At 55.6% G+C, this 25,324-nt stretch carries 27 protein-coding genes and 1 tRNA gene; 25 read left to right on the forward strand and 3 right to left on the reverse strand.

Features of this window, described 5'->3' with window-relative positions; all coding sequences use genetic code 11:
- Positions 1-47: 47 nt before the first annotated feature.
- From JC200_RS18405 to JC200_RS18465, 13 genes are all read left to right on the forward strand, one after another.
- Positions 48-575 (forward strand): hypothetical protein, encoded by a 528-nt coding sequence (locus tag JC200_RS18405; protein ID WP_274433168.1) that lies wholly within the window; start codon positions 48-50, stop codon positions 573-575.
- Between the two features lie 216 nt (positions 576-791).
- The gene (locus JC200_RS18410; RefSeq protein ID WP_274433169.1) at positions 792-1,598 is read left to right on the forward strand and encodes an ABC transporter ATP-binding protein; all 807 of its coding nucleotides are present in this window, start codon (positions 792-794) and stop codon (positions 1,596-1,598) included.
- Positions 1,595-2,353: an ABC transporter permease gene (locus JC200_RS18415; RefSeq protein WP_274433171.1), complete on the forward strand. Its 759-nt coding sequence runs from the start codon at positions 1,595-1,597 to the stop codon at positions 2,351-2,353. Before JC200_RS18410 ends, JC200_RS18415 begins: the two co-directional genes overlap by 4 nt.
- Before the next feature lie 98 nt (positions 2,354-2,451).
- The gene (locus JC200_RS18420) at positions 2,452-3,300 is read left to right on the forward strand and encodes an SDR family oxidoreductase (protein ID WP_274433172.1); all 849 of its coding nucleotides are present in this window, start codon (positions 2,452-2,454) and stop codon (positions 3,298-3,300) included.
- A gap of 207 nt (positions 3,301-3,507) precedes the next feature.
- Positions 3,508-4,167: a hypothetical protein gene (locus tag JC200_RS18425; RefSeq protein ID WP_338000179.1), complete on the forward strand. Its 660-nt coding sequence runs from the start codon at positions 3,508-3,510 to the stop codon at positions 4,165-4,167.
- 130 nt (positions 4,168-4,297) lie between these two features.
- The gene (gene msrA, locus JC200_RS18430; RefSeq protein ID WP_274433174.1) at positions 4,298-4,834 is read left to right on the forward strand and encodes a peptide-methionine (S)-S-oxide reductase MsrA; all 537 of its coding nucleotides are present in this window, start codon (positions 4,298-4,300) and stop codon (positions 4,832-4,834) included.
- Between the two features lie 155 nt (positions 4,835-4,989).
- Positions 4,990-5,115, forward strand: coding sequence for a hypothetical protein (locus tag JC200_RS18435; protein WP_274433176.1), 126 nt, complete (start codon positions 4,990-4,992; stop codon positions 5,113-5,115).
- Positions 5,116-5,182: 67 nt separating this feature from the next.
- The gene (locus JC200_RS18440) at positions 5,183-5,305 is read left to right on the forward strand and encodes a hypothetical protein (protein ID WP_274433177.1); all 123 of its coding nucleotides are present in this window, start codon (positions 5,183-5,185) and stop codon (positions 5,303-5,305) included.
- A gap of 12 nt (positions 5,306-5,317) precedes the next feature.
- Entirely contained in the window at positions 5,318-6,265 is a 948-nt protein-coding gene (locus tag JC200_RS18445; RefSeq protein WP_274433178.1) for a cytochrome c oxidase subunit II, read from the forward strand.
- A 60-nt stretch (positions 6,266-6,325) separates the two neighbouring features.
- Positions 6,326-8,278: a cbb3-type cytochrome c oxidase subunit I gene (locus tag JC200_RS18450; protein ID WP_274433179.1), complete on the forward strand. Its 1,953-nt coding sequence runs from the start codon at positions 6,326-6,328 to the stop codon at positions 8,276-8,278.
- A 2-nt stretch (positions 8,279-8,280) separates the two neighbouring features.
- Positions 8,281-8,925 carry a cytochrome (ubi)quinol oxidase subunit III gene (locus JC200_RS18455; protein WP_274433180.1) on the forward strand — a complete coding sequence of 215 codons (645 nt, stop codon included), beginning with the start codon at positions 8,281-8,283 and terminating at the stop codon, positions 8,923-8,925.
- Positions 8,926-8,930: 5 nt separating this feature from the next.
- On the forward strand, positions 8,931-9,266 hold the full coding sequence (locus JC200_RS18460) for a cytochrome o ubiquinol oxidase subunit IV (protein ID WP_274433181.1): 336 nt from the start codon (positions 8,931-8,933) through the stop codon (positions 9,264-9,266).
- Positions 9,267-9,688: 422 nt separating this feature from the next.
- Complete coding sequence (locus JC200_RS18465) at positions 9,689-10,969, forward strand: BaiN/RdsA family NAD(P)/FAD-dependent oxidoreductase (protein ID WP_274433182.1); 1,281 nt, start codon at positions 9,689-9,691, stop codon at positions 10,967-10,969.
- Here JC200_RS18465 and JC200_RS18470 read toward each other — a convergent pair.
- Positions 10,944-11,402: an anti-sigma factor family protein gene (locus JC200_RS18470; RefSeq protein WP_274433183.1), complete on the reverse strand. Its 459-nt coding sequence runs from the start codon at positions 11,400-11,402 to the stop codon at positions 10,944-10,946. The two genes, JC200_RS18465 and JC200_RS18470, sit on opposite strands and share 26 nt — an antisense overlap.
- A gap of 114 nt (positions 11,403-11,516) precedes the next feature.
- On the opposite strand from JC200_RS18470, the gene JC200_RS18475 reads away from it, so the two are divergent.
- Entirely contained in the window at positions 11,517-12,737 is a 1,221-nt protein-coding gene (locus JC200_RS18475) for a D-alanyl-D-alanine carboxypeptidase family protein (RefSeq protein WP_274433184.1), read from the forward strand.
- Between the two features lie 75 nt (positions 12,738-12,812).
- Here the strand turns inward: JC200_RS18475 and JC200_RS18480 are convergent.
- Positions 12,813-12,888: transfer RNA gene (locus JC200_RS18480), tRNA-Met, on the reverse strand.
- 170 nt (positions 12,889-13,058) lie between these two features.
- Between JC200_RS18480 and JC200_RS18485 the strand changes: the two genes are divergently transcribed.
- The 10 genes from JC200_RS18485 (at position 13,059) to trxA (ending at position 23,257) form a co-directional block, all read left to right on the forward strand.
- Positions 13,059-14,762 carry an ABC1 kinase family protein gene (locus JC200_RS18485; protein ID WP_274433185.1) on the forward strand — a complete coding sequence of 568 codons (1,704 nt, stop codon included), beginning with the start codon at positions 13,059-13,061 and terminating at the stop codon, positions 14,760-14,762.
- A gap of 22 nt (positions 14,763-14,784) precedes the next feature.
- Positions 14,785-15,258, forward strand: a complete 474-nt coding sequence (locus JC200_RS18490) for a hypothetical protein (RefSeq protein ID WP_274433186.1) — start codon at positions 14,785-14,787, stop codon at positions 15,256-15,258.
- A 78-nt stretch (positions 15,259-15,336) separates the two neighbouring features.
- Positions 15,337-16,155 carry a guanylate kinase gene (gene gmk / locus JC200_RS18495; RefSeq protein ID WP_274433187.1) on the forward strand — a complete coding sequence of 273 codons (819 nt, stop codon included), beginning with the start codon at positions 15,337-15,339 and terminating at the stop codon, positions 16,153-16,155.
- 1 nt (position 16,156) lies between these two features.
- A complete protein-coding gene (locus tag JC200_RS18500; protein ID WP_274433188.1) occupies positions 16,157-18,169 on the forward strand; it encodes a hypothetical protein in 2,013 nt (670 codons plus the stop codon).
- On the forward strand, positions 18,166-19,098 hold the full coding sequence (locus tag JC200_RS18505; RefSeq protein ID WP_274433189.1) for an ABC transporter ATP-binding protein: 933 nt from the start codon (positions 18,166-18,168) through the stop codon (positions 19,096-19,098). Before JC200_RS18500 ends, JC200_RS18505 begins: the two co-directional genes overlap by 4 nt.
- Positions 19,095-19,934 (forward strand): ABC transporter permease, encoded by an 840-nt coding sequence (locus JC200_RS18510; protein ID WP_274433190.1) that lies wholly within the window; start codon positions 19,095-19,097, stop codon positions 19,932-19,934. The genes JC200_RS18505 and JC200_RS18510 overlap by 4 nt, the downstream gene beginning before the upstream one ends.
- 95 nt (positions 19,935-20,029) lie before the next feature.
- Positions 20,030-20,674: an HlyD family secretion protein gene (locus JC200_RS18515; protein ID WP_274433191.1), complete on the forward strand. Its 645-nt coding sequence runs from the start codon at positions 20,030-20,032 to the stop codon at positions 20,672-20,674.
- 57 nt (positions 20,675-20,731) lie between these two features.
- Positions 20,732-21,544: a hypothetical protein gene (locus JC200_RS18520; RefSeq protein ID WP_274433192.1), complete on the forward strand. Its 813-nt coding sequence runs from the start codon at positions 20,732-20,734 to the stop codon at positions 21,542-21,544.
- A gap of 171 nt (positions 21,545-21,715) precedes the next feature.
- Positions 21,716-22,810: a sodium:calcium antiporter gene (locus tag JC200_RS18525; protein WP_274433193.1), complete on the forward strand. Its 1,095-nt coding sequence runs from the start codon at positions 21,716-21,718 to the stop codon at positions 22,808-22,810.
- Between the two features lie 129 nt (positions 22,811-22,939).
- Positions 22,940-23,257 carry a thioredoxin gene (trxA, locus tag JC200_RS18530; protein WP_274433194.1) on the forward strand — a complete coding sequence of 106 codons (318 nt, stop codon included), beginning with the start codon at positions 22,940-22,942 and terminating at the stop codon, positions 23,255-23,257.
- Positions 23,258-23,371: 114 nt separating this feature from the next.
- Here trxA and JC200_RS18535 read toward each other — a convergent pair whose 3' ends face one another.
- Positions 23,372-24,679 carry a glutamate-1-semialdehyde 2,1-aminomutase gene (locus JC200_RS18535; RefSeq protein WP_274436590.1) on the reverse strand — a complete coding sequence of 436 codons (1,308 nt, stop codon included), beginning with the start codon at positions 24,677-24,679 and terminating at the stop codon, positions 23,372-23,374.
- Positions 24,680-24,896: 217 nt separating this feature from the next.
- Here JC200_RS18535 and JC200_RS18540 point away from each other — a divergent pair, with 217 nt between their 5' ends.
- Positions 24,897-25,073 carry a hypothetical protein gene (locus JC200_RS18540; protein WP_274433196.1) on the forward strand — a complete coding sequence of 59 codons (177 nt, stop codon included), beginning with the start codon at positions 24,897-24,899 and terminating at the stop codon, positions 25,071-25,073.
- The last annotated feature ends 251 nt before the right edge of the window (positions 25,074-25,324 follow it).

Below are 25,324 nucleotides of genomic sequence, written 5' to 3' on the forward strand. Positions count from 1 at the left end.
GGCGCATTTCGCTGCACGGGCAGACTATACACGAGGTGAGTGGCAGCATGTCAACAACTGAGAAGGATTTGCAGGACACAGTAGTGGCAGGCGAACAGGTGTCGGAACAAACCGCGACCTCTGCAGAGACGGCTGAAACAGAAGAAGAGATGCAGACACGCCGGCTGAAGATTGAGGAATCGGTGCAACGCTACTTCCAAAACAAAGAGATTTCGCGCGAACGCAGTGAAGAAAACAAACTCTTGTTCGAGGAACTCGAAGTGTTGTTCCAGCAGAGCGGCGAAGAAGAGATCGTCATCGTCCTGCCAAACGGCGAACACGCTGTGTTGACTCCGAAGATTAGCGAGCGCGAGGTTCTTGACCGCGACTTGCTCGCGGACGAAATGCAGGTCCCAAAGGACGAATTGAAAACCCCCTTTGACTTCTGCATGTTTACCGCCCAGGGCAAGTTGACCCCAGACATGATCACCAAGCACACCACGGTCGAGCGCGAGATTAAGATGAAGATTACGAAGCGAAAAGCCACTTCGCGACGTCGACGCGGCCGTCAATCGGCAGACCCTGTCGAAGAGTGAATGCTGTTTGCAGGCAAGAGCCGTTGTAGGCAAGCGACATCAAGAAGGTCTGCAGCGTTGGGCGATGGCGGGGTGACGAGTGGTCACAGCTGCCACCGCCCTTTTTATCGGGGATGAAAAACAGGTATGATAGGGATGTGTCTGAGACCACGGCATTGGCGTCGGGCGAAGCAGGGTGCGTTTGTGTCGGGAAAAAGCTTGAATGAGGTACATAGGATGGACGGACAGGAACAAGCAAAGCTGCTGGGGACCACTTCAGACGCACGCAAGACGGCTGCTGAAGGGGAGGCTGAGGTCGCCTTGCGTGCGGTGAGCAAGTCATTTGGCCGTGACGGGCGGAACGTTGAGGTTCTGCACGGTGTCTCTGCGACTGTTCACAAGGGGGCAGTCGTCACGTTGGTGGGACCCTCAGGGTCGGGGAAGAGCACTCTCTTGGCGGTTTGCAACTTGATGAGCACACCTGACGGAGGGGAAGTCTTCATCGCCGGCCGTGAGGTGCGACAGTGGAACGTCAGGGAATTGCGGCGCTATGTTGGCTTGGCCTTCCAGAGCGCGACAATGTTCCCTGGCACCGTGCAAGATAACCTTGAACTCGGTCCGAAGCTGCGCGGCCATTCACTTGCAGACCCGCGTGCTTACCTGAGGCGGCTTGGGCTTGGTGTCGACCTCCTCACTGCGAACGCCGATGACTTGTCAGGTGGGCAGAAACAACGCGTCGCGCTCGGGCGCGTGTTGGCTAATGAGCCTAAGGTGTTGCTGCTCGATGAAGTGACATCGGCGCTCGACCCCGCCGCAGCCAAAGAGATCGAGGAGTGGATTGTGCAGTTACAGCGAGAGCAAGGGTTGACCTTGCTCTGGGTCACACACAACCTGGAACAGGCCCGCAGGGTTGGCACTGAGACTTGGTTGATGGTCAACGGTCGCCTTGTCGAAGCGAGTGCAACCGAGGACTTTTTTGAACACCCGCAACATGAACTGACGCGCCGGTTTCTGGACGGTGAGTTGGGAGGGGCGGAGCAGTGAGTTTCTTGACCCTGTCCTTCACTGTCGCGTTCGTCGCACTCGCGATTGCGCTCTCGATGTGGATGAAGCTAGGCCTGCAGCGAGACATGATTATCTCTGCCGCACGCGCTACCATCCAACTGCTGGTCGTCGGATACGTCTTGAACGTCGTGTTCAAACTCCACGACCCAATCTTTATCGTTTTGATGTTGGCGCTCATGGTCGGTGTAGCGACGCAAAACGCGACGAAGCGTGGAAAGGGACTCAAGGGAGTATGGTGGCGCGTGCTCGTCGCCATCTGCACGACGGAAGTGGTTACGCAAGGATTTCTCCTCTCCTTGCACATCATCCACGCCACACCGCGCTATATCATCCCTGTGAGTGGAATGATCATCGGCAACTCGATGATTGCCTGCGGCTTGGCGCTGAATCGACTGCAGTCTGAAGCGCGAAACCACCGGCACGAAATCTTGACCGTGTTGTCGCTTGGCGGCACGCCTAAACAGTCTGCGATGCCTTTTGTCAAGCAGGCAGTGCGCGCGAGTATGCTTCCGACGATTGACAGTACGAAAACCATTGGCCTGGTACAACTTCCCGGCATGATGACGGGCCTGATCATTGGCGGTGCGGATCCGATTCAAGCCGTGCGTTATCAGTTGCTAATCGTGTTTTCAATCTTGGCGTCCGCAGCACTGACCAGTATTGTCTTGGCGTTTCTGACCTACCCCTGCCTGTTCAACGAGTACGAACAACTCGTTGTGCAGCAGAGCGCGTGACAGTACCGACAGGAATCGAGCGTTTGAAACAGAAACTGTAGAGGTGACGAAGCTCGTGCGGTCTATTGAAGGACTGGCGAACAGAGAGGATGATCCCGGTGTTTCAACCTGATTTACTGCAAGACAAGGTTGTTCTCATAACCGGTGGCGGTACAGGACTGGGTCGCGCGATGGGCGAGCGCTTTTTGGAACTTGGCGCGAAACTGGCGATTACGGGTCGGCGCGAGAGCGTGCTCGAAGAAACTGCCCGAGAGCTATCCGCAGATGGGCGCCAGGTGTTCTATCACGCGTGTGATATTCGCGACGCGACGCAGGTGTCAGAACTCGTGGATGCCGTTGAAACGCACTACGGACAAGTCGATGTACTCGTCAACAACGCTGCTGGGAACTTCATTAGTCCTACTGAGCGGTTGTCGCATAGGGCCGTCGATGCGGTGCTCAACATTGTTTTGCACGGTACCTTCTACATGTCACTCGAGGTTGGCAAACGGTGGATTGAGAACAAGCACAACGGAGTCATGCTCAACATTGTGACATCGTACGCGTGGACAGGGTCCGGCTATGTTGTGCCGTCCGCGGCAGCGAAGGCTGGAGTGCTAGCTCTGACGCGCTCGCTGGCAGTCGAGTGGGCGCAGTACGGAATTCGCCAAGTTGCGATTGCCCCTGGCCCCTTTCCGACAGAGGGTGCGTGGTCGAGACTATCGCCGACGCCGGAACTGGCTAACAAGGCGATCGAGCGCATTCCGTTGCGCCGTGTCGGAGAAAAATCCGAGCTTGCGAACTTGGCAGCTTATTTGATTTCCGACTATGCTGGCTACATTAACGGTGAAGTGGTCACCATAGATGGGGGAGAGTGGCTGCAAGGGGCGGGAGAGTTTAGCGGCTTGAGTGAGGTCACCACGGAGCAGTGGGACATGCTCGCTCTTTTGACACGCAAGGGCAAGTAGCGGACAACAGGGTGTTTTTCGAGCTTGTTTCGAATCAGTTGTGGCATATTAGACTGCAATGCGCCTGCTTTGTCCGCAGCAGTGCGGCGAGAGAACTTGAAATGGAGTGTGTATATGGCTTCGGAAGAGACGAATGATATGCAGACGAAAATAAGTAGGACGGGCCCTTGGTCGTGGATCGTGGGCGGAGTCATTGGAGCAGTTGTAGTGGGAGCGGTATGGGGCGGCGTTGCCTACGCGCATGCTGGTGGCCCGCTGATTGCGAAAGTGGGCAATACCGGGATCCGACAATCGGCCTTGTACAACAAATTGCAGACGAGTTACGGCAACTCCATGGTGCAAGAGTTGGTCAGTGAACAACTGATCACTGACGCAGCCACGAAGTACCATATCGCAGCGACTCAGGCCCAGTTGAACACGGCTCTAAGCGCGTTGGAAGCACAGTACCAGATTACAAGTCCAACGCAACTAAACTTGTTTTTGGCGCAAAACAACATGACGCAAGCGGACTTGAACCACATCCTCAAGCTACAAGTGCTGGAGCAAAACTTAGCACAGCGCAACGTCAAAATCACGAACACCGAGATTCAAAGCTATTACAACCAAAACAAATCAACTTTTATCCCGACCGGCAAGAAGACGCCAGCGCCGCTCAGTCAGGTCAAAAGCCAAATCGTGGCGACCTTGAAACAGCAGAAAGCGTTGTCGTCCACACAGTTGTTTGCAAGCATTGCAAAGTGGGACCCGATTACTATCTATGACTCAAAATATGCCGGTGTGAAGTCACAAATCGTCGGCTCCGGCGCGTCATCGACAAGTAGCGCCGCGAACGTGACCTCATCTGGAAATACCGTTTCGATTCCGTAAATCGAAAACGAGCGGCGCCAGCACGATAGGATAATATCTTGACTGCAGTTGATTGTTTGGAAACGATGACCGTGTAATAATGGGAACCGAGTGAAATTCCAGTTGGACGCGCACTCGGGAGGGGTACATCGTGACAGAACAGACTCAACATCAACTCGCCACGTTCGCAGGAGGGTGTTTCTGGTGCATGGTCAAGCCATTTGACCAATGGCCAGGTGTCATCCGCGTCGCATCAGGCTACACGGGTGGGCATAAAGTGAACCCGACTTACGCCGAGGTGTGCAGTGGCACGACAGGTCATGTGGAGGCCGTGCAAATCACCTATGACCCGGCTGTGATTTCCTACGAAACCATCCTTGACGTGTACTGGCGCCAAATTGACCCTACTGACCCAGGCGGTCAGTTTTGTGACCGCGGTTCATCTTATGGCACGGCAGTCTTCTACCACACGGAGGAGCAACGGGTCGCCGCAGAACAATCCAAGCGGGCTCTTGATGAGAGTGGAAGGTTCTCGCAACCGGTCGTAACGCCTATCTTGCCTGCTGCACCGTTCTATGCGGCTGAAGCTTATCATCAAGACTTCTACAAGAAAGACCCTGCTCATTACCAGTCCTATCGTCGCGGTTCTGGCCGAGACGTTTTTATCGCTCAGCATTGGAAAGAGTAGCAAGCGACGACTGAGCGGTTTCTATACCAGGTTTACATTTTGTGCGCGACAGGCACACCGACCCAAACGGTGTGCCTGTTTGTGTTCTGGATTTGTTTTCCTGGTTGCAGTACATACTACGCATTGTTGCCATGTCATGAGCAGGAGGTGGGACAATGCAGGGTCGCGCGAACCGGGGCCTGTCTAGCGTCGTGTGGGTAACCGTCATTACGATTATCGTGCTGTTTGCGCTCGCAGCCATCTTCTGGTGGTATGACGCTGAGTGGCTCCACCATGCATAAGTTGGCTGTTATCCACAAAAACTGGACACGATGACTGTCCGCTGGGACTGCAAAGGTGTGTGTATGGATGAGACAAAAGATGAAACGCTCGTTTGGCGTTGGGCTCTCGATTGTGATCTTGGTTGCCGTGTTAGTTCTGCTGTGGGAACTGCGAGTTTACGGCTTGCTCTCCGCACATGGCGGCCGTTAGGACGCCATTGACATGCCAGCCGAGACTCGTGAGAAGAGGTGGTTATCGTTGGAACGCTCACTGCGACCTACTGGCACGTCCTTGCTGTTGCGCCGTCTGGCAATGCCGGGTGCACTGGCTCTCTCGCTAGGTAGCACAGGTTGTGGCAGGGAAGTCATGTTGTTTAGCCCTGCAGGGCCAGTTGCGGCGGTGGAGCATCGACTCATCATCACTTCAATCGTATTGGTCCTAATCGTGATTGTCCCTGTCATCATCATGCTGTGGGTGATTGTCTCTAAGTACCGCGACAAACCAGGTAACAATGCGCGTTATGACCCAGAATGGTCGGAAAGCAAGTGGCTCGAAATGGTGTGGTGGGGCGTGCCGATTGTCATCATCGGCGTTCTCGGAACGATTACGGCTCGCGACACGTTTAGATTGACGGCTCCGCCCGTGCCTGTGTCTCAGCCTCTCACTGTTCAGGTGACATCGCTGGACTGGAAATGGCTGTTTCAGTACCCGGACGAAAAAATCGCAACAGTCAACTACTGTGAGATCCCGGCAAACCGCCCGGTTCAGTTTGTTCTGACTTCAAACGCGCCAATGAATTCGTTTTGGGTGCCGCGGCTCGGTGGTCAGGAGTACACCATGCCCGGCATGGCGATGCGTTTGTGGCTGCAGGCTGACCACCCGGGGGTTTACTACGGACACGGAGCGAACTTCAGTGGGCGCGGGTTTGCTCACATGCAGTTTCACGTCAAGGCGGTGCCGCAGGCTCAGTACGCCGCATGGGCACAGAAGGTGAAACGGACAGCGCCGCCGCTCACGTCGGCAGGCTACAACCAACTCGTGACACCCAAAGTCGTAGTGGATGAGCTGAGTTTTTCGTCTTATCCGGCGGGATCGTTCGAAGCCATCGTCAACAAAGAAGGCGGCATGTACATGAAACACGACCGGACAGTTCTGCAGGGCATGCACTGATGGCTTTGTCTAGACATTGCGGTTGTGTTCGCACACCAGGAAAAGCGAGGGTATGAGTCTATGCCTGCAAACTTCTTCGTGACCGGTGAACCGATGATTTACGCCTCAGACGTGCTCATCACGTTGACAGTCATCGGTATCGTCTCTGTTCTGACCTACTTCAAACGGTGGGGGTGGCTGTGGCGCGAGTGGATTACGACCGTAGACCACAAGCGCATCGGCATCATGTACATGATCGCTGCCCTGTTGATGATGTTTCGCGGGGGCGTTGACTCGGAATTGATGCGCACGCAGTTAGCCATGCCCCGCAGCCACTTTCTCGACCCGCAGCACTACGACGAAATTTTCACGACGCACGGCACGATTATGATTCTGTTTATGGCAATGCCGTTTATCTTTGCCATGTTCAACATTGCTGTGCCGCTGCAAATTGGCGCACGGGATGTTGCGTTCCCCTATCTAAACGCCATCAGCTTCTGGATGTTCTTTCTCGGTGCCATGCTGCTCAACCTCTCCTTTGTCATTGGTGGTTCACCGGACGCTGGTTGGGTGAGTTACCCGCCGCTCGCTGAGCGAATGTTTGACACGGGACCCGGCGAAAACTTCTACATCTTAGCTCTGCAAATCTCAGGTATCGGCAGTATTGCGACTGGCATCAACTTCATTGCCACGATCCTCAAGATGCGAGCACCGGGCATGACGCTGATGCGGATGCCGCTGTTCACTTGGTCTGTGTTGGCTGCTTCCATTCTCATTATCTTTGCGTTCCCAGCCCTCACAGTGGTCTTAGCACTGTTGCTCATTGACCGTCTTGCTGGAGGACACTTCTTCACGCTGTTGCAGGGTGGAAATCCGATGATGTACATCAATATGTTTTGGGTCTGGGGTCATCCAGAAGTGTACATCGTCGTACTGCCCGCTTTCGGCGTTTTTTCGGAAGTGGTATCGACGTTTTCGCGCAAGCGCACCTTTGGCTACTCATCAATGGTCGCCTCGTTGATGGCGATTGCCGTGATCAGCTACTTTGTGTGGGCACACCACTTCTTCACAATGGGTGCAGGGCCAGGAGTCAACGCCTTCTTCGCGATTGCCTCGATGGCTGTGGGAATTCCCACGGGTGTTAAGGTCTTTAACTGGCTCTTTACGATGGTCCGTGGTCGAATTCGGTTAAACCTGCCGATGTTGTGGGCGATTGGGTTCATCCCCAACTTCGCGATTGGCGGCGCCACAGGCGTCATGCTGGCCGCAGCGCCGGCTGACTACCAGTACCACAACAGCTACTTTCTGATCGCCCACTTTCATCAGGTCTTGATCGGTGGTGTGGTTTACGGAATGCTCGCCGGAATGTACTACTGGTGGCCGAAAATGTTCGGATTCATCCTCGATGAACGGCTTGGGCGCTGGGCCTTTTGGCTGTTCAACATCGGCTTTTATGTCTGCTTCATGCCGCAGTATCAACTCGGGTTCATGGGCATGACCAGGCGTATGTACACCTATCCGACGGGCCTTGGCTGGACCACGCTCAACGTGATTTCAACCATTGGCGCTTACCTCATGGGGATTGCCTTTATCCTCATTGTTGTAGAAGTGGTGTACAGTGCATTCCTCGGTGAACGCGACACGACAGGTGACCCGTGGGATGGACGTACGCTGGAATGGTCACTGCCATCGCCGGTGCCGCACTACAACTTTGCGCGTATCCCCACGGTACACAGCAGGGACGCTTGGTGGGTTGAGAAACAGGCGCGCAAGCAGGGGATTGTGGTTGACGAAGCTCCTGCGGAGCCGTTTAAACCGATTCACATGCCAAAGAACTCCGGTCGTCCATTCATCATGGCGATGTGTTTTTTCGTTGGCGGATTCGGCTTGTGTTTTTACTGGTACTGGGTGGGGATTCTCGGGTTGGTCGGAGTTCTCTTGTGCCTGTTGTTTCGTTCGTTTGAGTACGATACGGATTACTACATTCCGGCTGAAGAAGTGGAACACACCGAAGCCGCACTTGGGAGGGCTTGAGCATGTCCCTGGCGCATGAGGCAGTTCTTCATGGTACCGAACCTGATGACAGTCTGCCGCTCGAGTACTCGACTGAGGACGGCGCGCTGAAAATTTTCGGGTTTTGGTTGTTTCTGTCGACCGACTTAGTGCTCTTTGCCTGTCTGTTTGCCACATACGTGGTTCTGCACACACATTCTGCTGGCGGACCGACCGAACTGTCTTTGTTTGACGTACCCGAGTTTACAGCAGAAACACTGATTCTCTTGACGAGCAGTTTTACTTGCGGGATTGCGACTTACGGAATGCGCCTTAATCGCCGTGGGATGCTAGTCACATGGCTGATCCTGACGATTGTGCTCGGGTTATCGTTCATTGGGTTGGAAGTGAACGAATTTACAAAGTATGCGACGCACGGTGCTCCGCTGCAACGAAGTGCCTTTTTGTCCGCGTTCTTCACGTTGGTCGGCACGCACGGCGGCCACGTCTCGATGGGCATTTTGTGGATGGTGTCGATTCTGATTCAGATTGGGCAGCGAGGCATCACTGCGATTACGGCGCGCAAGGTGTTTATCGTCGGTCTCTACTGGCACTTTCTCGATGTCGTCTGGGTGTTTATTTTCACGGTTGTGTACTTGGCCGGGATTATGAACGGGCAAGGGGGGTGACAATGATGCATGCATCGAGTTCGGCTGGGGCGCCGGCGCACAAGCACGCGGCGGGTTTCCCGTGGCACCATGTAATCGGGTTTGCCTTGTCAATCATCTTGACGCTTTTGGCCCTTTGGATGGTGCAGACGCACATCGCCCGGGCGAGCGGGCTACTCGCGCTGATTCTGGTTGTGGCGGCGCTGCAAATCGGCATTCAGTTGTTCTTCTTTATGCACGTGACAGAGAGCCCAGGTCCGAAGTATCACGTCATCGCCCTGAGCCTCGGTATCATCTTTACGTTCGCCGTTGTGGCGGGGTCTGTCTGGATTATGACGTTTGGTGGCACGCTCGCGTACTGATAAACCACAGTGAGCCTACTGTCCACCTGTCAGGGGATTTGGGCGACGGCACCGGGCGGGTGACCTAGACACCCCAGGCAGTGTCCCCGTACTATGCACTATCCTTCGCAAAAGGAGTGGGTGCCGAATGTATGGAGTGTTTGGTGGTTACACACAGTGGGCGGTCGTGTTCCTGATCATCTTCGTGCTGTTCTTCCTGTTCGTTCCAGCTGGTATGGGTGCAGGTGCGGGTTACTAACTCGCATAGGTCAATAGGCGTGACGCACAATGCGTCAAGGTATCAGGGTGTCCCAATTGGGGCACCCTGATTGTCTGTGCCTGGGGCGTGAATCCTGCAAGCTGACCGTCGGTCGGTTGCATGCGCGCCGCCGCTTCTCTACACTAATCGTCAGGACAATCAACGGAAGCGTGAGACTGTGAATATGTTCGATGTCATTGTGATCGGTGGCGGACCTAGTGGCCTCATGGCCGCGAGCGCCGCTAGTGAAGCGGGTGCAAACACTCTGTTGCTCGAAAAGGGAGACAAACTTGGCCGTAAGCTAGGGATTTCCGGTGGCGGCCGGTGTAATGTCACGAATGCCAAAGCGTTACCTGAGTTAATGCAGAACATTCCAGGGAACGGACGCTTTCTGCATTCGGCGCTCACCCAGTTCGCAAATACGGATATCATCGCCTTTTTTGAGAACCAAGGGATTGCTCTCAAGGAAGAGGACCGCGGCCGTGTGTTTCCTGTGAGCGATAAAGCGGCTACTGTGGTTCATGCACTCGTACAGCACGTGTACGATGTGGGTACAACGGTGTGGACAGAAGCCCAGGTCCGCCGTTTGTTGTTTGGCGAAGGTGATGTGAACGGAGTGCAACTGCGTGACGGGCAGACGCTGCGCTGCCGTAGTGTCATTGTAGCTGCTGGCGGTTGCAGCGCTCCGCACACCGGCAGCACCGGTGACGCGTATGCTTGGGCAAAAGCCGCAGGGCACACGGTTGTCGAACCGTATCCGACGGAAGTGCCTCTGACCAGCGACAGCTGGTGGGTCAAGAGCCGTGCCTTGCAGGGCATTTCGTTGCGGGATACCCAGTTGACGGTGAAACAGGGCAACAAGAAGTTAAGCACGGAGTCGGGAGACATGTTGTTCACTCACTTTGGGCTCAGTGGACCTGCCGCGTTGCGCTGTAGTCACTATGTATCTACGGCTCTGCGCAAGGACCCGCAGACCAAGTTGACTGTGCAGATTGCCGTTTTGCCTCAGTCAGAAGAAGAAATTGAGCAGCAACTTCAGGGCGCGCGCAAAACCGATGCGCGTAAGATGATTTTGACTCTGTTGTCTCAGTGGGTGCCTGAGCGCGTCGCGTCCGTTGTGTGTAAAGAGGCTGAGCTCGCTGCCGACAGGCAGCTTGCAAACCTACCGCAGGCGGCAATTAGACGGCTGGCTGAATTGCTCACTGCGTTTCCCGTTTCAATCACCGGGACATTGCCATTGCGGCAGGCGACAGTAACCGGTGGCGGCGTGTCAATTCGGGAGATTGACCCTAAATCCATGGCATCTAAGTGTACGAGGGGTCTGTATTTTTCAGGAGAAGTGATGGATGTTCACGCTCACACAGGGGGATACAACATCACAGTTGCATTTTCTACCGGTCACGCCGCTGGCGTCCACGCGGCAGCCTATGCTTTGCGGACTAGATGCGGTGTGGAGACCGTTTAAGTCGACGTTCAAGGTTATGGATATCACTGACCGCAACGATTTGAGCTCGGGTGAGTCCAACCTTCAACGGATCGACGACTTCCTTCAGGTGGGTCGGAGTGTGTTTGATATCGAAAATGATGTCACTGCCGCGATTGACGGGCGTGAGCATAGTAAAGGAAGCCATCGCAGCGACAGTGACGAGCGCGGCCAGTGAAACACGTCCCATCGCTTTGACGCGCGCGGAGGACCTAACCCACAAGGAAGGACGGATCCGTCGCTCTGTGGGTTTGCTGAAGTCTGCTACAGTTTGTTGATGTAATGCATTAAGTTCCTTGACCTCGTTCTGACACGGTTCGCAGTGCTTAAGGTGTCGTTCGAACCGCTTCTTGTCCAAGTCAGGCAATTCACCGAGGACATAGGACAAGCAGTGGGTGCAGACGCGCGTCATCATCGTGTCACCACCATCGCTCACATTTGTTCCCGTCCATTATAACCTGAATGCGTGCGGAACCACATAGCCATTCGAAGAAAAATCTATGTCAGTATGACGTGCAGGAGGATACTTGTGCGCAGAAGAACGGTTACGGTGGGGATTGTCACTTTGTTGTTTGTCGTTGTTGCTGTGCAGTGGACTCGGAGAGTGCCGCCAATGCAAACATCGCTGCGGATGCTTGCACAATCGCATGTTCCAGGACACGAACCAGCCATCCCTTGGCCCAAGGAGGGTCAGGCTGCACTAGCGGTTCCTGGGGTTGGGTGGATGGGTCAACACGGGGCAGAGACAGCAGTTCCAATCGCGAGCGTCGCTAAGTTAATGACGGCATACCTGGTCTTGCATGATCATCCATTGTCTCAAGGCCAGGACGGCCCGACTGTGACGATAACGGGAGCGGACGTCGCTGAATATCAGCACGACGTGGCAACGGGGCAGTCTTGTCTGCGTGTCGCCACGGGTGAGCAACTGTCTGAACGGCAACTGCTCGAAGCCCTGCTCCTACCGTCCGCTAACAACGCGGCGAATATTCTGGCACGTTTCGATGCGGGCAGCACAACAGCCTTTGTCGCGAAGATGAATGCGACTGCGAAACAATTCGGTATGGCCAATACGAGGTATGCGGATGCCAGCGGGGTGAATCCGGCCACAGTTAGCACGGCTGTAGACCAAATTAGGATTGCGGAACAAGACATGACCAATCCGACGTTTGTCGGTATCGTCGCTCGAAAAAAGGTGACCTTGCCGGTCGCCGGAGTTCAGTACAATGTCGACTACGCACTGGGCCACGATGGAATCGTCGGCATCAAGACAGGCACTACCGACCAAGCCGGTGGGTGTTTCGTGTTCGCTACGCGTCCGAACATAGGTGGCCAGCATGTCCTCGTCGTTGGAGCCGTCCTCGGACAGCAGCCCAATACTCCGATTAACAACGAGCTCATGGTGGCATTAACGGCTGGCGAAACTTTAGCCCAAGCGGGAGACAAAGCATTGAAAACATTCTCGCCACTGTCCGCTGGTGCGACCGTGGCAAGTCTATCAGTGCCATGGGGGCAAAGCGCAGAGGGTGTGGTTGGACACGGGGTGTCGCTCGTCGGTTGGCCTGGACTCAACTACCGTGTTCGATTCGAACCGAAGTTACCGATGCGGACGGTCCAATCTGGTCAACAGATTGGAACCCTGGTAGTACAGGCTGGCGAAGAGACCGCGCGAGTACCGGTCATGGCGAGAGGGACAATCGGTCGACCACCTGTGAATTGGCGGCTGGAGCGCAGTCTGTTCACAGCGCAGTAGATTTTGTGACTACAAATCGAACAGGGGCTATCCGACGAGGCGTATCACGCCAGCGGGGACAGCCCCTGTTTGAATTGGTTGCGGGGGCAGGACTTGAACCTGCGGCCTTCGGGTTATGAGCCCGACGAGCTGCCAACTGCTCCACCCCGCGCCAGTCTGCAGAAAAGTGGGACCTTCAGGCCCGACTGTGGACAGTATGACCGCGCTGTGTTGCAGATATACATCAGGTCGAACCCTAACAAAGATGGGGAGCCGTGCGAAAGTGTATGAAGACATAATCAACAAATAATTCATAGTAGTCAGGAGAAAGGGGTGCCTTAGATGTCTTCTGCGCTGCCAGTAGGGAGACCGGACGCCGACTTAACGGAAGCGCGTCGAGAATTGACGAAGCTCCGGGCTGGCATCACCCGTGGAAAGCGATTGCGTAGCACTGTGCAGGTGATGACCAAACACGGCGTCGGTCACCTGCTTACGCACAAGAGCAAGGACGAGGAACAGCGCGAGCGGCAGCTCGGCAAGCGTTTGCGCGCCGCCTTTGAAGAACTCGGACCCACCTTCATCAAGCTCGGCCAAGTGTTAATGACCCGGCAAGAACTCCTGCCGGACGCGCTGACGGCCGAACTTGATCAGTTGTTGAACGAGGTCCCGCCACTGCCGTTTGTGTATATGTCCGTGTACCTTGAAGACGAATTGCCAAACGCGATGTCCACCTTCAACTGGATTCATCCGACGCCCATCGGTTCGGCTTCTCTGGCGCAGGTGTATCAGGCTGAACTGGCAGATGGGCGACTGTGTGCCGTCAAGATTGTGCGTCCGCTCGTGGACAAAGTTTTTCAGGCAGACATTGCCAATTTACGCAGACTCGTAAAGCAGATTCAGCGCTGGCTGCCCCCGGAGATGCAGGCGTCACTCGATCTCGGCGCACTTGTCGACGACTACTTCAGCAGTGCCATGAGTGAGTTGGACATGAAGACGGAAGCACAAGTCATGCGCCAGCACCAGGAGATTGCCGACGAGTTCGGGACACTGCGCGTACCGCAGGTGTACGAGGCAACGGACCATGTCTTGATAATGGAATACGTCGATGGTTGGAATTTGAAGGAATTCCCTGTTGACTTCTTTACGTTTGAAGAGCGACTGGAACGAATGACAGATTTAGCTCACTACTACGTCAAGACGTTCCTCGATGGCTTCTACCACGCCGACCCGCACGGAGCCAACATCATGGTGGACCGCCGCACGAAGGAGTGCGTCGTCCTCGACTGGGGAATGACCGGTCGGATGGACGCTGTGCACACAGAAGCCATCTTCCGCATGCTCATGCACGTGCGCGTCAACCAGGGTGAGGACGCTGCGGAGGTGTTTCTCGACCTGTACCAGCCAACCAAGTACACGAACACTGTCAAACTCAAGGACGACCTGCGCTCGACGTTGATTCATTACGTCGATAGTTCTCAGGCGAGTCAGTACAACTGGGGCAACCTGACACTCACAACGATTCAGATTGCTGTCAAGAACCACTGCCGCGTTCCAGGCGGGCTGGCGCTGTGGGCAAAGGGTTTTTCAGCCGCGGAGGGCACGGCCAGGTGGCTGTGTCCGGAAATCTCTTACCATGACCTGGTGGAGATATACGACGTTAAAATTGTTCGTAGTTGGCTGTCGAGGAGATTCAATTACCGCGCCAATGCAAGTCTCCTCGCCGAATCAGCGAAACTTCTGACCACTGCGCCACGGCGAATTAACAAGATTTTGGAACTGATTGCATGGAACAATTTGCAGGTTGGGGTAGAAGGCAAACTTGCGGAAACCACGGCACGTACGTTACATCGCTTAGTCAATCGGGCATCGCTAGCGTTTCTTTCCGGGACACTGTTTGTCGGCAGTACGATGTTGTTTGCGTTCGCTTCAAAAACTACCCATGCGGGCTTTCTGACCGCAATCGGTTCAACCGGTCTCACAGCGAGCGCTGTGTTATTGCTCATGGTGTTGTTTGGCGCGTGGCGCTCACGCCGCGCACAGGGTTAAGCAAAAAAAGGGGGAGAACGGATTGAGTCGCAAGAACAAGGGGGAGACCTCTGTCAGCGCACAGCCAAGGGCACGCCAGCAAACCACAGAGCGTTTGACGATGCAACAGCGGATCGACGCGTTTTTTGCGCAGAGCGGCGGTCCTCACAACCCGCAAATCAAACGTGTACTCGAAGACCACCTGTTGTACGGGAAGGACCACGGGGTGAAGGGACACAAGGAGACTGTGGTCGACGCACTCATGCAGACCGTGGCAGCTGACCCATTTTTGTTGTTCATGTTCCAACAGTGGAACAACCACCGAATATCGGCGACGGTGTCACAGCGTCCAAGCCATGCATCAGTGCATTCCGACCCAGAACAACTCGCCGACCAACTGTCGGCTTTGCAAGCTGAGGTGGCGGAACTGCAGCGTCTCGTGCAGAGTTTGGTCGCGGCCTCGTCGTCCGCGTTGTACCCCGGAGTAAGTGAACGCCAGGAGGTCCAGGGTCGGTAGCTGGAAGTCATTCATGGTTGGACTGAATCCAACGAACCGTGTATAATGGATCAAAATCGTTGGAGATGAGGAGACACCATGACCGGCGTACAGTTTCAATTGAATCGTCTGCTGTTCGAGCGTGGGATGAATGTACCTGCACTCGTTAAAAAAAGCGGTGTGAACCGAAACACCCTGTACGCTATGAAAAACAACGCTCTCAGTCGGGTCGACCTCGACGTCCTTGAGCGCGTCTGCAACGCGCTCCCGTGTTCTCTGTCTGACCTCGTGGCGTACAACCCAACCGAATCAGAAGACCGCCCCGTTATCCGCTTTGACTCGTCGTTTCGGCGCCAGCGGGAGGGGCGGGTTTTTATTATATCCGGGCCGTCTGGCGCAGGTAAAAACACCCTTATCAACCAGTTGAAAAGTCTACACCTGGGCGTGCACTACATTCCATCCTTTACGACGCGATCAATGCGTCCGGGTGAAGTGCAAGGCAATCCGTATCATTTTGTCGACTTGGAGTCGTTTCAGAGAATGATTGAGGCGCACGAGTTCCTAGAGTACGAGCAGATTCACGGCAACTACTACGGTACGCACGCGAAGTCCTACGAATATGCCATTCAACATGGCTACGATGTTCTCAAAGACATCGATGTCAATGGCGCCCTGAACTTCCGCAAGTGGTTTCACGACCATGTAGTGCTGATCTACGTTCGCCCTACCGACTTGTCCACACTGCAACGACGGCTCTCTGACCGCGGCGATTCAGACGAAGACATTCGCTTGCGTCTGAAGCGAATTGAATTCGAAGAGTCGAAACGTGATGAGTTTGATTACCTGATTTACAACGACGACGTGTCGCTCGCACGGAAAAGCCTCCTTGACATTCTGACGGCCGAAGGGGTTCTGTGAGATGGCTGTGCGGGGAGGAGGACGTTCCTCGCTGCAGAGAGTGGACAAGCTCAGACCTGTGCGGCAGTTCGTCAGCGCCTGCCTAACGCTTTGTGCAGCCGTGCTTGTGTTGCCCATTCCTACTGCAGCGGCAGCAGCCACTACGCTGCAGCACGTTTCTGTTGGATTTCGCGGTTACTACGGCAAAAACTCGTGGGTGCCAGTCAACGCGCAAGTCTCGAATCCTGGACCTGCGACGGCGGCGCAATTGACGATTAATGTCTCGTCGGACATCAGTGCGACCCGCAATGCCTCTGGCACGTTGCACTGGATGTTCAGTTTGCCAGCAAACAGCACCGTGAACAAGCAGGTCTTGGTGCCCGGATTCCTAATCGGGAATGGCAGTCTCAATCTCGTCATCAACGGCGTGGTACGCAACTCCATTCCACTTGCAGGCAACGCGCTCGGTAACGTCGCATTGGTGGTCGTCCTGTCGCATCAAGCACAAGTGGCGCAGACTCTGCTTGGCAGTGAGAACAGCACTGCGGCTGCACCGGTGCTGCCCGTTACGATGGCGCCGAGTGCATTTCCTGCCAGTATTGATGGACTGAGCGGCTTAACAGCCATTGTCAGCACTCCTCATGACCTAGCCGAGTTGTCACCCACTCAAACTGCTAGCATCCAGTCTTGGGTGAGGCTTGGCGGGATGCTGATTGTGACAAACACGCTTGGCGAAAGCACCGCGTGGAACGGGTGGTATCCACTTACTACAGCGCCTGCTCACAAGGTGTCAGGTTCAGGACTGGAGCTGTTTATCGGGGGTACGCAACTGCCAACTCCGAGACTTACAATTCAGGCTGCTCCCTACTCACTTGCCCCAGGGGCGAGTTTGTGGGCAGAGACAGGCGCGCAACCGCTCATCGCAGAACAGAGCGAGGGCCGCGGAACCGTGGTGCAAACGTCGTTTTCACCATCGGATCCGGCGCTTGTGGTTTGGCCAGGCATTGGTACACTGTGGACAACGTTGCTCAAAATGGGGGGGGCGCAGAGCCAGAGCGCGCTGCCGGACTATTTGTCTCCTACGGGCGTGTTTTCACTGGCCTCGGCGAGTGAGGGATTGACGCCGCTGCGAGTCCCTTCGCTGCGGTTTTGGGCGACGCTGTTTGGGATTTACGTCCTGTGCGCTGGACCACTGCTGTTTTTTCTCTTGCGCAGGTTAAGACGCCAGCCAGCAGCGTGGGTCGTTTTACCGGTCTTCAGTGTGTTGGTCACGGTTGGCATTTACCTCTTTGGCGCTTCGCAGCGGCCAACTGGGATGTTGACGGAAGGTGCGGGTATCCTCGACTTGGTCGGCAACGGCCAAGCAGAGGCCTACGGTGTCCGCGCGATGATGTCGCCGCGGGTCTCAACTTTTGACGTTGTGGTAGCACAGCCCATGCTCGCTCTGCCGCTCGTCGAGCACAACAACGGGGTGTCGGAAGAAGAGTCGACTTTGATTGGACGTGGAACGCGTGTCTCCTTTCGCAGGGTGTCGCGGTGGGGTGTTCGTTACACTTATCTAGCCGGCGCTGTCAAAGGGCAGGGGGAACTTTCGGCGGCTCTTGCGAATGACCTTGGAACTTTGATTGGCACGGTTCAGAACAACACTCCATACACGCTAAACGACATCGCCATCGGTTGGAACGGAGCTCTTTATGAACTTGGCGATTTGAAACCGGGTGCCACAGTAGTCGTTCCGTCAACGCACAGTGCGATTCTCAAGACAGGAAATTGGCTCGGCGCCTACAGTGGATACAACCACGACATCACGCGCTCGATTGGCCGTTCAATCGGTTCACTCGCAGGTACTGAGCAGTTGCTGTACTCAGATATCGGCATTAACTCCGCGCTGCTTGTTGCTACGACGCGAGACACGACGCCGGGGCTCGGAAGTGTGGTGGCACTTGAAGCGAAGACCTCTGATCAGACGTTAACGCTTGTGCGTCAGTATGCGAATGTTGTGCAAGCCGGAGAAGGCGGGGTGCGAAGCACGTGATTCAAGCACTCAATCTAAACAAACGGTACGGGCGATTTATGGCCGTTCAGAACTTGAATTTAATGGTGCGCCAAGGGACAGTGTTTGGCCTAGTTGGGGAGAATGGGGCAGGTAAGACCACGACTCTGTCGATGTTCGCGACCTTGACTGCGCCCACATCTGGACGAGCCTACATCGATGGGTTTGAGATCACGAGCCAGTCCCAAGAGGTCCGGCGCAGTGTCAGTTACATGCCGGATTCGTTCGGCGTGTATGACGACTTAAGCGCTGCCGAGTACCTTGAGTTCTATGCGGATTGTTATGGGGTGCCACGCCAGGTTGCACGGAGAAGAAGCGGCGAGATGCTTGAGTGGGTAAACTTGGTCGACCAACGCGACACATACGTCAATGCGCTCTCCAAGGGGATGCAACAGCGTCTGGAAATTGCCCGCTGTCTGATGCATGACCCACAGGTGTTGATTCTCGATGAACCGGCTTCTGGACTCGACCCAAGGTCGCGTATCGACATGCGCGGTGTGTTGCAGCGACTGCGAGAACTCGGAAAAACCATTCTCATCAGCTCACACATTTTGTATGAATTGAGCGAGATCTCGGACGAGATTGGGATCATGCGAGGCGGTGAATTGGCGGCAATCGCGAGCGTCAGCGCGCTGTTGGAACAATCGACCGCACATCGCCGACTCTGGTTGGCCGGGGATGCCGACAAAACTGTGTGGGAGCGCTTGCTCCGCTCGGACAAGTGTGTGCGAAACGTCCGCTATGCAGAGGGTGGAGTGGAAATCACCTACGCAGGCACAGTCGATCAACAAGCGGAGCTAATGCGGTACTTGGTCGAGCAAGGGGTCAAGTTGTACCAGTTCGCAGAGCGTCCGACAGACATTGAAGCGCTGTTTCTGCGCTTGACCGATCGGGCGGTGAACCTGCTATGAACATCAACCCCCTCTTGCGGAAAGAGTTTCGCCAACGCATGCGCACAAATCGGGCGCCATTCGTGATCACGGCGTACACCGTGGTGATGTCCCTGTTGACGTTTTTTCTGCTCTACGAAAACGTCCAAGGTCAACTGTTGCCGCTTTTGCCGGTGCGCTCTGAACAGGTGTTTGTGATTCTCAGCCTGTTGCAAATGATGGTTGTGGCGCTCATGACACCTGCGTTTGCGGCTGGGTCGATTTCAGGTGAGCGCGAGCGCAGAACCCTGGTTGTGCTCCTGACCACACCGCTGTCGCCGCTGCGCATTCTCGGTGGGAAAATCCTGTCTTCCAGCGCACTTTTGGGATTGCTCTTGGTGACTACGCTGCCCCTTTACAGCCTTGTCTTCTTGTTCGGTGCCGCAGTGCCAGCCGAAGTTGTGGCCGTGTTCGCCTTTCAGCTGTTTACCATCGTGCTGATTGCGACGCTGAGTGTACTGTGGTCGACGATTGCGCTGCGCTCCGGTTGGAGCACTGTGCTCTCATATGCTACGGTAGGGTGGATGGTGGTGGTATCGGGCGCAGTCGGATATGGACTGCAGATAATTTCGAGGCGTGATCCGATGGAGTTTTTTGCCGCCCATTGGGCAGTCATTTTTCTCTCCCTCAACCCGCTGTGGATTGAGGCGTCGTTTGAAACCGCAGTGAACGCCCCCGCTCACGCATGGGTAGAGTTCGTTGCGTTCTACTGCGTGTTGGCGTTGCTGTTAACCTTACCGAGCATTTGGCGATTGCGACCGCAGGCACTCCGGAAGTTGCCAGCTGTCAAGCGATTGAGTGAGCAAGACTACGAATGAGAAAAGCGCGCGGTTTCTTTTTCGCGCGGTTCGTATTAAAATCGTTCTGTCAGTGAAACATCTGCTAGGTAAAGTGTATGAAGAGGGGCGAACACATGCGCGCACGGCAACTTGTATTGGTCAACATCTTGATCATCCTCGTCGTGGCCGCCTTAGTCGCGGGAGGGTACTGGTACTTTTATAATCAGAACAACTACATCCACGTCAGTGACGCGACGGTGACTGTGCAATCCCAGGATGTCGTAGCCACCGCGACCGGGAAGTTGACCGAGTGGACGCTGCAGGATGGCACGAGTGTCTCGGCTGGACAGGTGATTGGCGTAGAGACGCTCCCAACGGGTCAAAAACTCAATATCACAGTTCCGCACGGCGGGCAGGTGTTGAAAAGCGCTGCTGTCCCGGATGAGGTTGTATCCGCGGGAACTTTGCTGGCAGTCGTCGGCAACCTGAACCAGGAGTACATTCGGGCAAACGTCAAGGAAACAGAGATTCGCCACGTCGCGGTCGGACAGACCGTCGACATCGCACTCGACGCTTATCCGGGTACCACGTTCACTGGAACAGTTACACAAATTGGCGAGCAGACAGCGGCCCAAACGTCACCGTTCCCGTCAGCGCAGTCGTCGGGAAACTTCACGAAAGTGGTGCAGCGCATAGCCGTGGACATCTCCTTGCAGGATAAGCAGGGGAAAAACGTTTTGCCTGGGATGAACGCGACTGTCCGCATTCACCGTAACTGACCCAGTCTGACTAAATTGTTAACCTTGGCGTAAGGCAAGGCGATGGGAGTGAAGGACATGAACGGCACATTGCTCGGGGTCATTGCCCTGGGGCTTGTCTTGGTGTGTCTGTGGATCTGGATGAATATCCTGCTGACGCGCCCACCGCGTCGGTCGGTGGCGGAGGATGCGCGCAACAGCGCGGTACAGGCCCAGTCCGGAGTGTCTGAAGAACGCAGCTCGGACAAATCGACTGACCAGACAGTGGTGGACGGCGCGCCAAGCGGGCGGCTACCAGAGCCGGAAGCAACTCCAGAAGTCACTCCGGAAGTATTAGCAGCTGCAGGGGCATTGGCAGGGGGTCCGCTCGCGCGTCCGAACGACTCATCTGAGACGACACAAGAGGTCAACAGCAGACCGCCAGCCGGCGAGGCTCACGACCTCGAGGTTGTTTCTAGTCGGCGCGGCACAGCGAAGACGCCGAAGATTTTTGACCGTTCTGAGACTCACCCGTTTCGTATGAACACCTTCGTCGCGCCCTCGTTTGAAGACAAGGCCTGGGTGGAGTCGTTTTATCGACTGCACGAAGACCCGTCCGTGGTCGGGTGGATTGCGTTTCAAAACAACTCCGTGGGTGCGTCTGACCGGGATTATGAGGACGACTTTGTCGATGTCTTGCGGACCTATAAGCGCAGCGTTGAGAAACTTCGCCGTCAGGTTGGACTCACGACCGTCATGGAAACGTCCGTTGTTGGCGAGGAAGGGAAGGTCTGGTTCCTCTCCCCTGTGGAGGACGTTTGGTTGGCCCTGTTTGTAGATAAGCAGGCTGACTTAGAGCAGATGACAAAGCGCCTACTGGGGCCAGTTCAGTCGGATTCCACCGATTCATGACGTAGGTCACAACCAATACGCTACGCGCTGACGAGAGTCGGCGCTTTTTTTGATCCACCGTCGCATTGCGCGACCGTCGCGACTGGTCATATTCGGACGAGCAGCAACGTACAGTCTATCGAGCGTGCGAAGCGAATGATCTGAGCACGCGACCTGACTGGGGGTGGCGCGATGCGGATAGCCGTAAGCCTGTTCTTTGCCTTGGCGATGATTCTGTTTGGCGCAGAAATGTTTACAAATGCAGTGGAGTGGCTCGGGCGCAAACTGAATCTTGGCCAAGGCGCAGTGGGCAGCGTGCTCGCGGCGATCGGCACCGCAATGCCGGAGACGGCTGTCCCAGTCACGGCCATCTTGTTCGGCAACGGCGCGAAAGATGCGACAGAGGTCGGTATCGGGGGCATTCTTGGCGCTCCGTTTTTATTGGCTACGCTCGGATCGCTGATCATTGCGATCGCTCTGTTGACAGCGCGCAGACCAGAGCTTGGCAATGAGTTGGCCGTAGACAAACGTGGCTTTTCCCGTGATATGTCGTTTTTTTTACTCGCGTACGCAGTCACGGTGATGACTGGTGCGGTACAGTCGCGATGGTTGCACAGCATTGCACCGTTTGTGCTGGCCGGACTGTACGTCGTGTTTGTTGTGTTTGCTATTCGAGACAAGCAAAGTACCGCGGACGAAAGCGGACACTTAAATCCGCTGTATCTGCAGTGGCGCAAGGCAGAACCGTCTGGGTGGGCCGTTGTCCTTCAGTTGGCAATCTCCTTAGGGACTATCATGGGTGGGGCACAGTTGCTGACTAAGGGGGTTGAGCAACTTGCGATGAAGTTTGCCATCCCGGCATTTGTGCTGTCGGCGCTGCTGATTCCGCTCGCGACAGAACTGCCGGAGACGTTCAACAGCGTGGTCTGGATCCGTCAGGGTAAAGACGCCCTGGCGTTTGGCAACATCAGTGGCGCAATGGTCTTTCAAAGCACTTTGGTACCTGCGCTCGGCATTTGGTTAACTCCGTGGAAATTGAACCCACAGGCGATGATCACGGGGGGCTTAACCCTGTGTGCGGCTGCGATGATCTTTGGCCTGTACCGCCTGTCTGGGAAACTATCAGTGGGCGTGTTTTTCGCGACTTCGCTGTTGTACTGGATACTGCCTCTGCAACTCGTGGCTGCACGGTATCAGTTGACTTCACTGTACTGGCTCAGCGCCGTAGTGGTCGGAGTCGCGTTCTTTCTGTCCTTGCGGACTGGGTTGAGTTATCGCAGTGTGTAATCTCCGGCCGAGTGCGAGGTCTTGGACTGCGGGCGAGAAGATAGAGCCCGTTGCGAGTCCGCCCATGCGACTGCGGTTTGCTGTGTGTTACAATGAGCAGTGCAGCATACGACGAAGGAGGTAGGTCCAATGGCCACGCAAACAGTGACAGACAACGACTTCGCGTCCGTGATCCAATCCGAAAAACCAGTGCTCATTGATTTCTGGGCTACCTGGTGCGGCCCATGCAAAATGTTGGCGCCCGTTCTTGAGGAATTGTCGGACGAACACGGCGATAAACTCACCATCGGCAGACTCGATGTGGACGAGAACCCTGCAACTGCACAGCAGTACGGGGTGATGAGTATCCCAACGCTGATTCTGTTCAAGAGCGGCAAAGTTGTGAAACAACTGGTGGGCTACCGTCCGAAGAACGACTTGGTTGCCCAGTTAGCCGACGTGCTCTAAGGCGGGAGTCCTGTTGCACTAGCGCTGTGTCGTGATGAGTGTTAAATGAGGCTGTCCGACTGGCACGCTCGTGCTAGCTGGACAGCCTCATCTGTTTGTCCCGCGTAAAACGTCTTATCTAGTTCTCATCTCCGCGATTTCGAGAAAGCTTGCTCGCACCGCTTCGATCGTCTCGTCAATGTCCTCTTTGGTGTGTTCTGTTGACACAAACCAGGCTTCGTACTTCGATGGCGCGGTGTGGATGCGCCGCTTCAGCAGGCTGTGAAACAACGCCGCGAATCGTTCACTACTGGTCCGTTGTGCGTCTTCGTAGTTGTGAACCGGGTGGGAGCCAAAGAAGATGGTGAACGCTCCGCCGATGCGGTTGACAGTGATCGGTTCCGCGACTGCTTTCGCCGCCGCTTCAATCGCGAGTACGAGCCGTCCGGCGAGGTGGTCCATCCGGGTGTACACATCCGGATTGCGCAAAACCTCTAGAGTGGCGAGACCCGCGCGCATGGACGCTGGGTTGCCCGCCATCGTGCCCGCCTGATACACGGGGCCAAGGGGGGCTACGCGTTCCATCAAGTCCCTGTTGCCTCCGTACGCACCAATCGGTAGACCACCGCCGATAATTTTCCCAAGCGCGTACAGGTCCGGGTGTACGTCGTACAGTTGCGCGGCCGTCCCATAGTGAAAGCGAAAGCCGGTGATTACCTCGTCAAAGATAACCAAGCTGCCCTTTGCATGGGCTCGTTCGATCACGTCATGCAGGTAGTTTCGGTCCGACGGCGCAACCATGCCAAAGTTCCCGACGATAGGCTCAACCAGAACGGCTGCGACGTCGTCACCGTAGACATCGAGGGCTGTCTGTAGTGCAGCAAGGTCATTGAAAGGTACTGTGATGACCTCGTTTGCGGTTGCCTGCGTCACGCCGGCGCTGTCCGGAACGCCCATCGAAGAAGGGCCTGATCCGGCAGCCACCAGCATCAGGTCCGAGTGACCATGATAGCAACCTGCAAACTTGATGACCTTCGTTCTGCCTGTCACACCCCGCGCGACACGGATTGTCGTCATCACTGCCTCGGTGCCCGAGTTGACAAACCGCACTCGCTCCAGGTCGGGGACTGCACCGTGCAACGCCTCTGCAAACTCCACCTCCCACGGAGTTGGAGTCCCATACAAGATACCGTCTTCGCTGGCCTCACGAATGGCAGCCATGACTTTTGGGTGCGCGTGACCGAGCACAAGCGGCCCGTAGGCAGCGAGGTAGTCAATATAGGTATTGCCGTCAACATCCGTGAAGCGCGACCCGCGAGCGTGTTTCATCACAACGGGCGTCCCGCCGCCAACTGACTTAAACGACCGCGACGGGCTGTTGACGCCACCAAGGATCACGGCCTCTGCGCGGTTGTTCCACAGTCGGGACTGTGTGTTGTCCAAGGGTGCCAACTCGTGTTCACTGTTCACGTTCATTCCTCCGTCTCTTCTCCACTCTACCGTGCTCATTCTCGCACGCGACGGCCGTTGAATCTAGTCCTAACCACACACTGCGACGTCGGGTCCGCGAAACATGTATGCATCAGCGACGGGCAAGGTAGACTACGACTGCTTTTGTGGACACGGTCAACCCAGCCCGAGCAGACAGGGGGACATACTCTTGCGTCAGAGCGAGTACGAGACGAACCGCGGGTCACTGTCACAACAGGCGCTGCAAATTGACTTTCACGAATTCATCCAACAGACGAGGTGGCTGTCGGATGTGGAGTTAGCCGAAGCTTTCGACCTTGGGCGCGCTGACGTGGAACGCCTGCGGCGAAAACTTCAGCGCAACTGATGTCACTTGTTGGTGTCCAAGGACGACCATGTTCACCCAGCGTAGTCGCGTCCGTGTCCTTGACAGTCACGCCCGGGCTTCGTATAATTACGGCAATTTCAGAGTGACGATTCAATGCAGAGGACGAGTACTGCGTGTGTGGCGCACAGAGAGACCCACCAAGGCTGCAAGTGGGTTCGCAGGACTGCGCAGGAATGACACCTCGAAGGAACCCGTGTCAACGAGCCGTATGTAACCTGAACGACGATTCG

The organism is Alicyclobacillus sp. ALC3 (assembly GCF_028751195.1).
In the GTDB taxonomy this organism is placed as follows: Bacteria; Bacillota; Bacilli; order Alicyclobacillales; family Alicyclobacillaceae; genus Alicyclobacillus_L.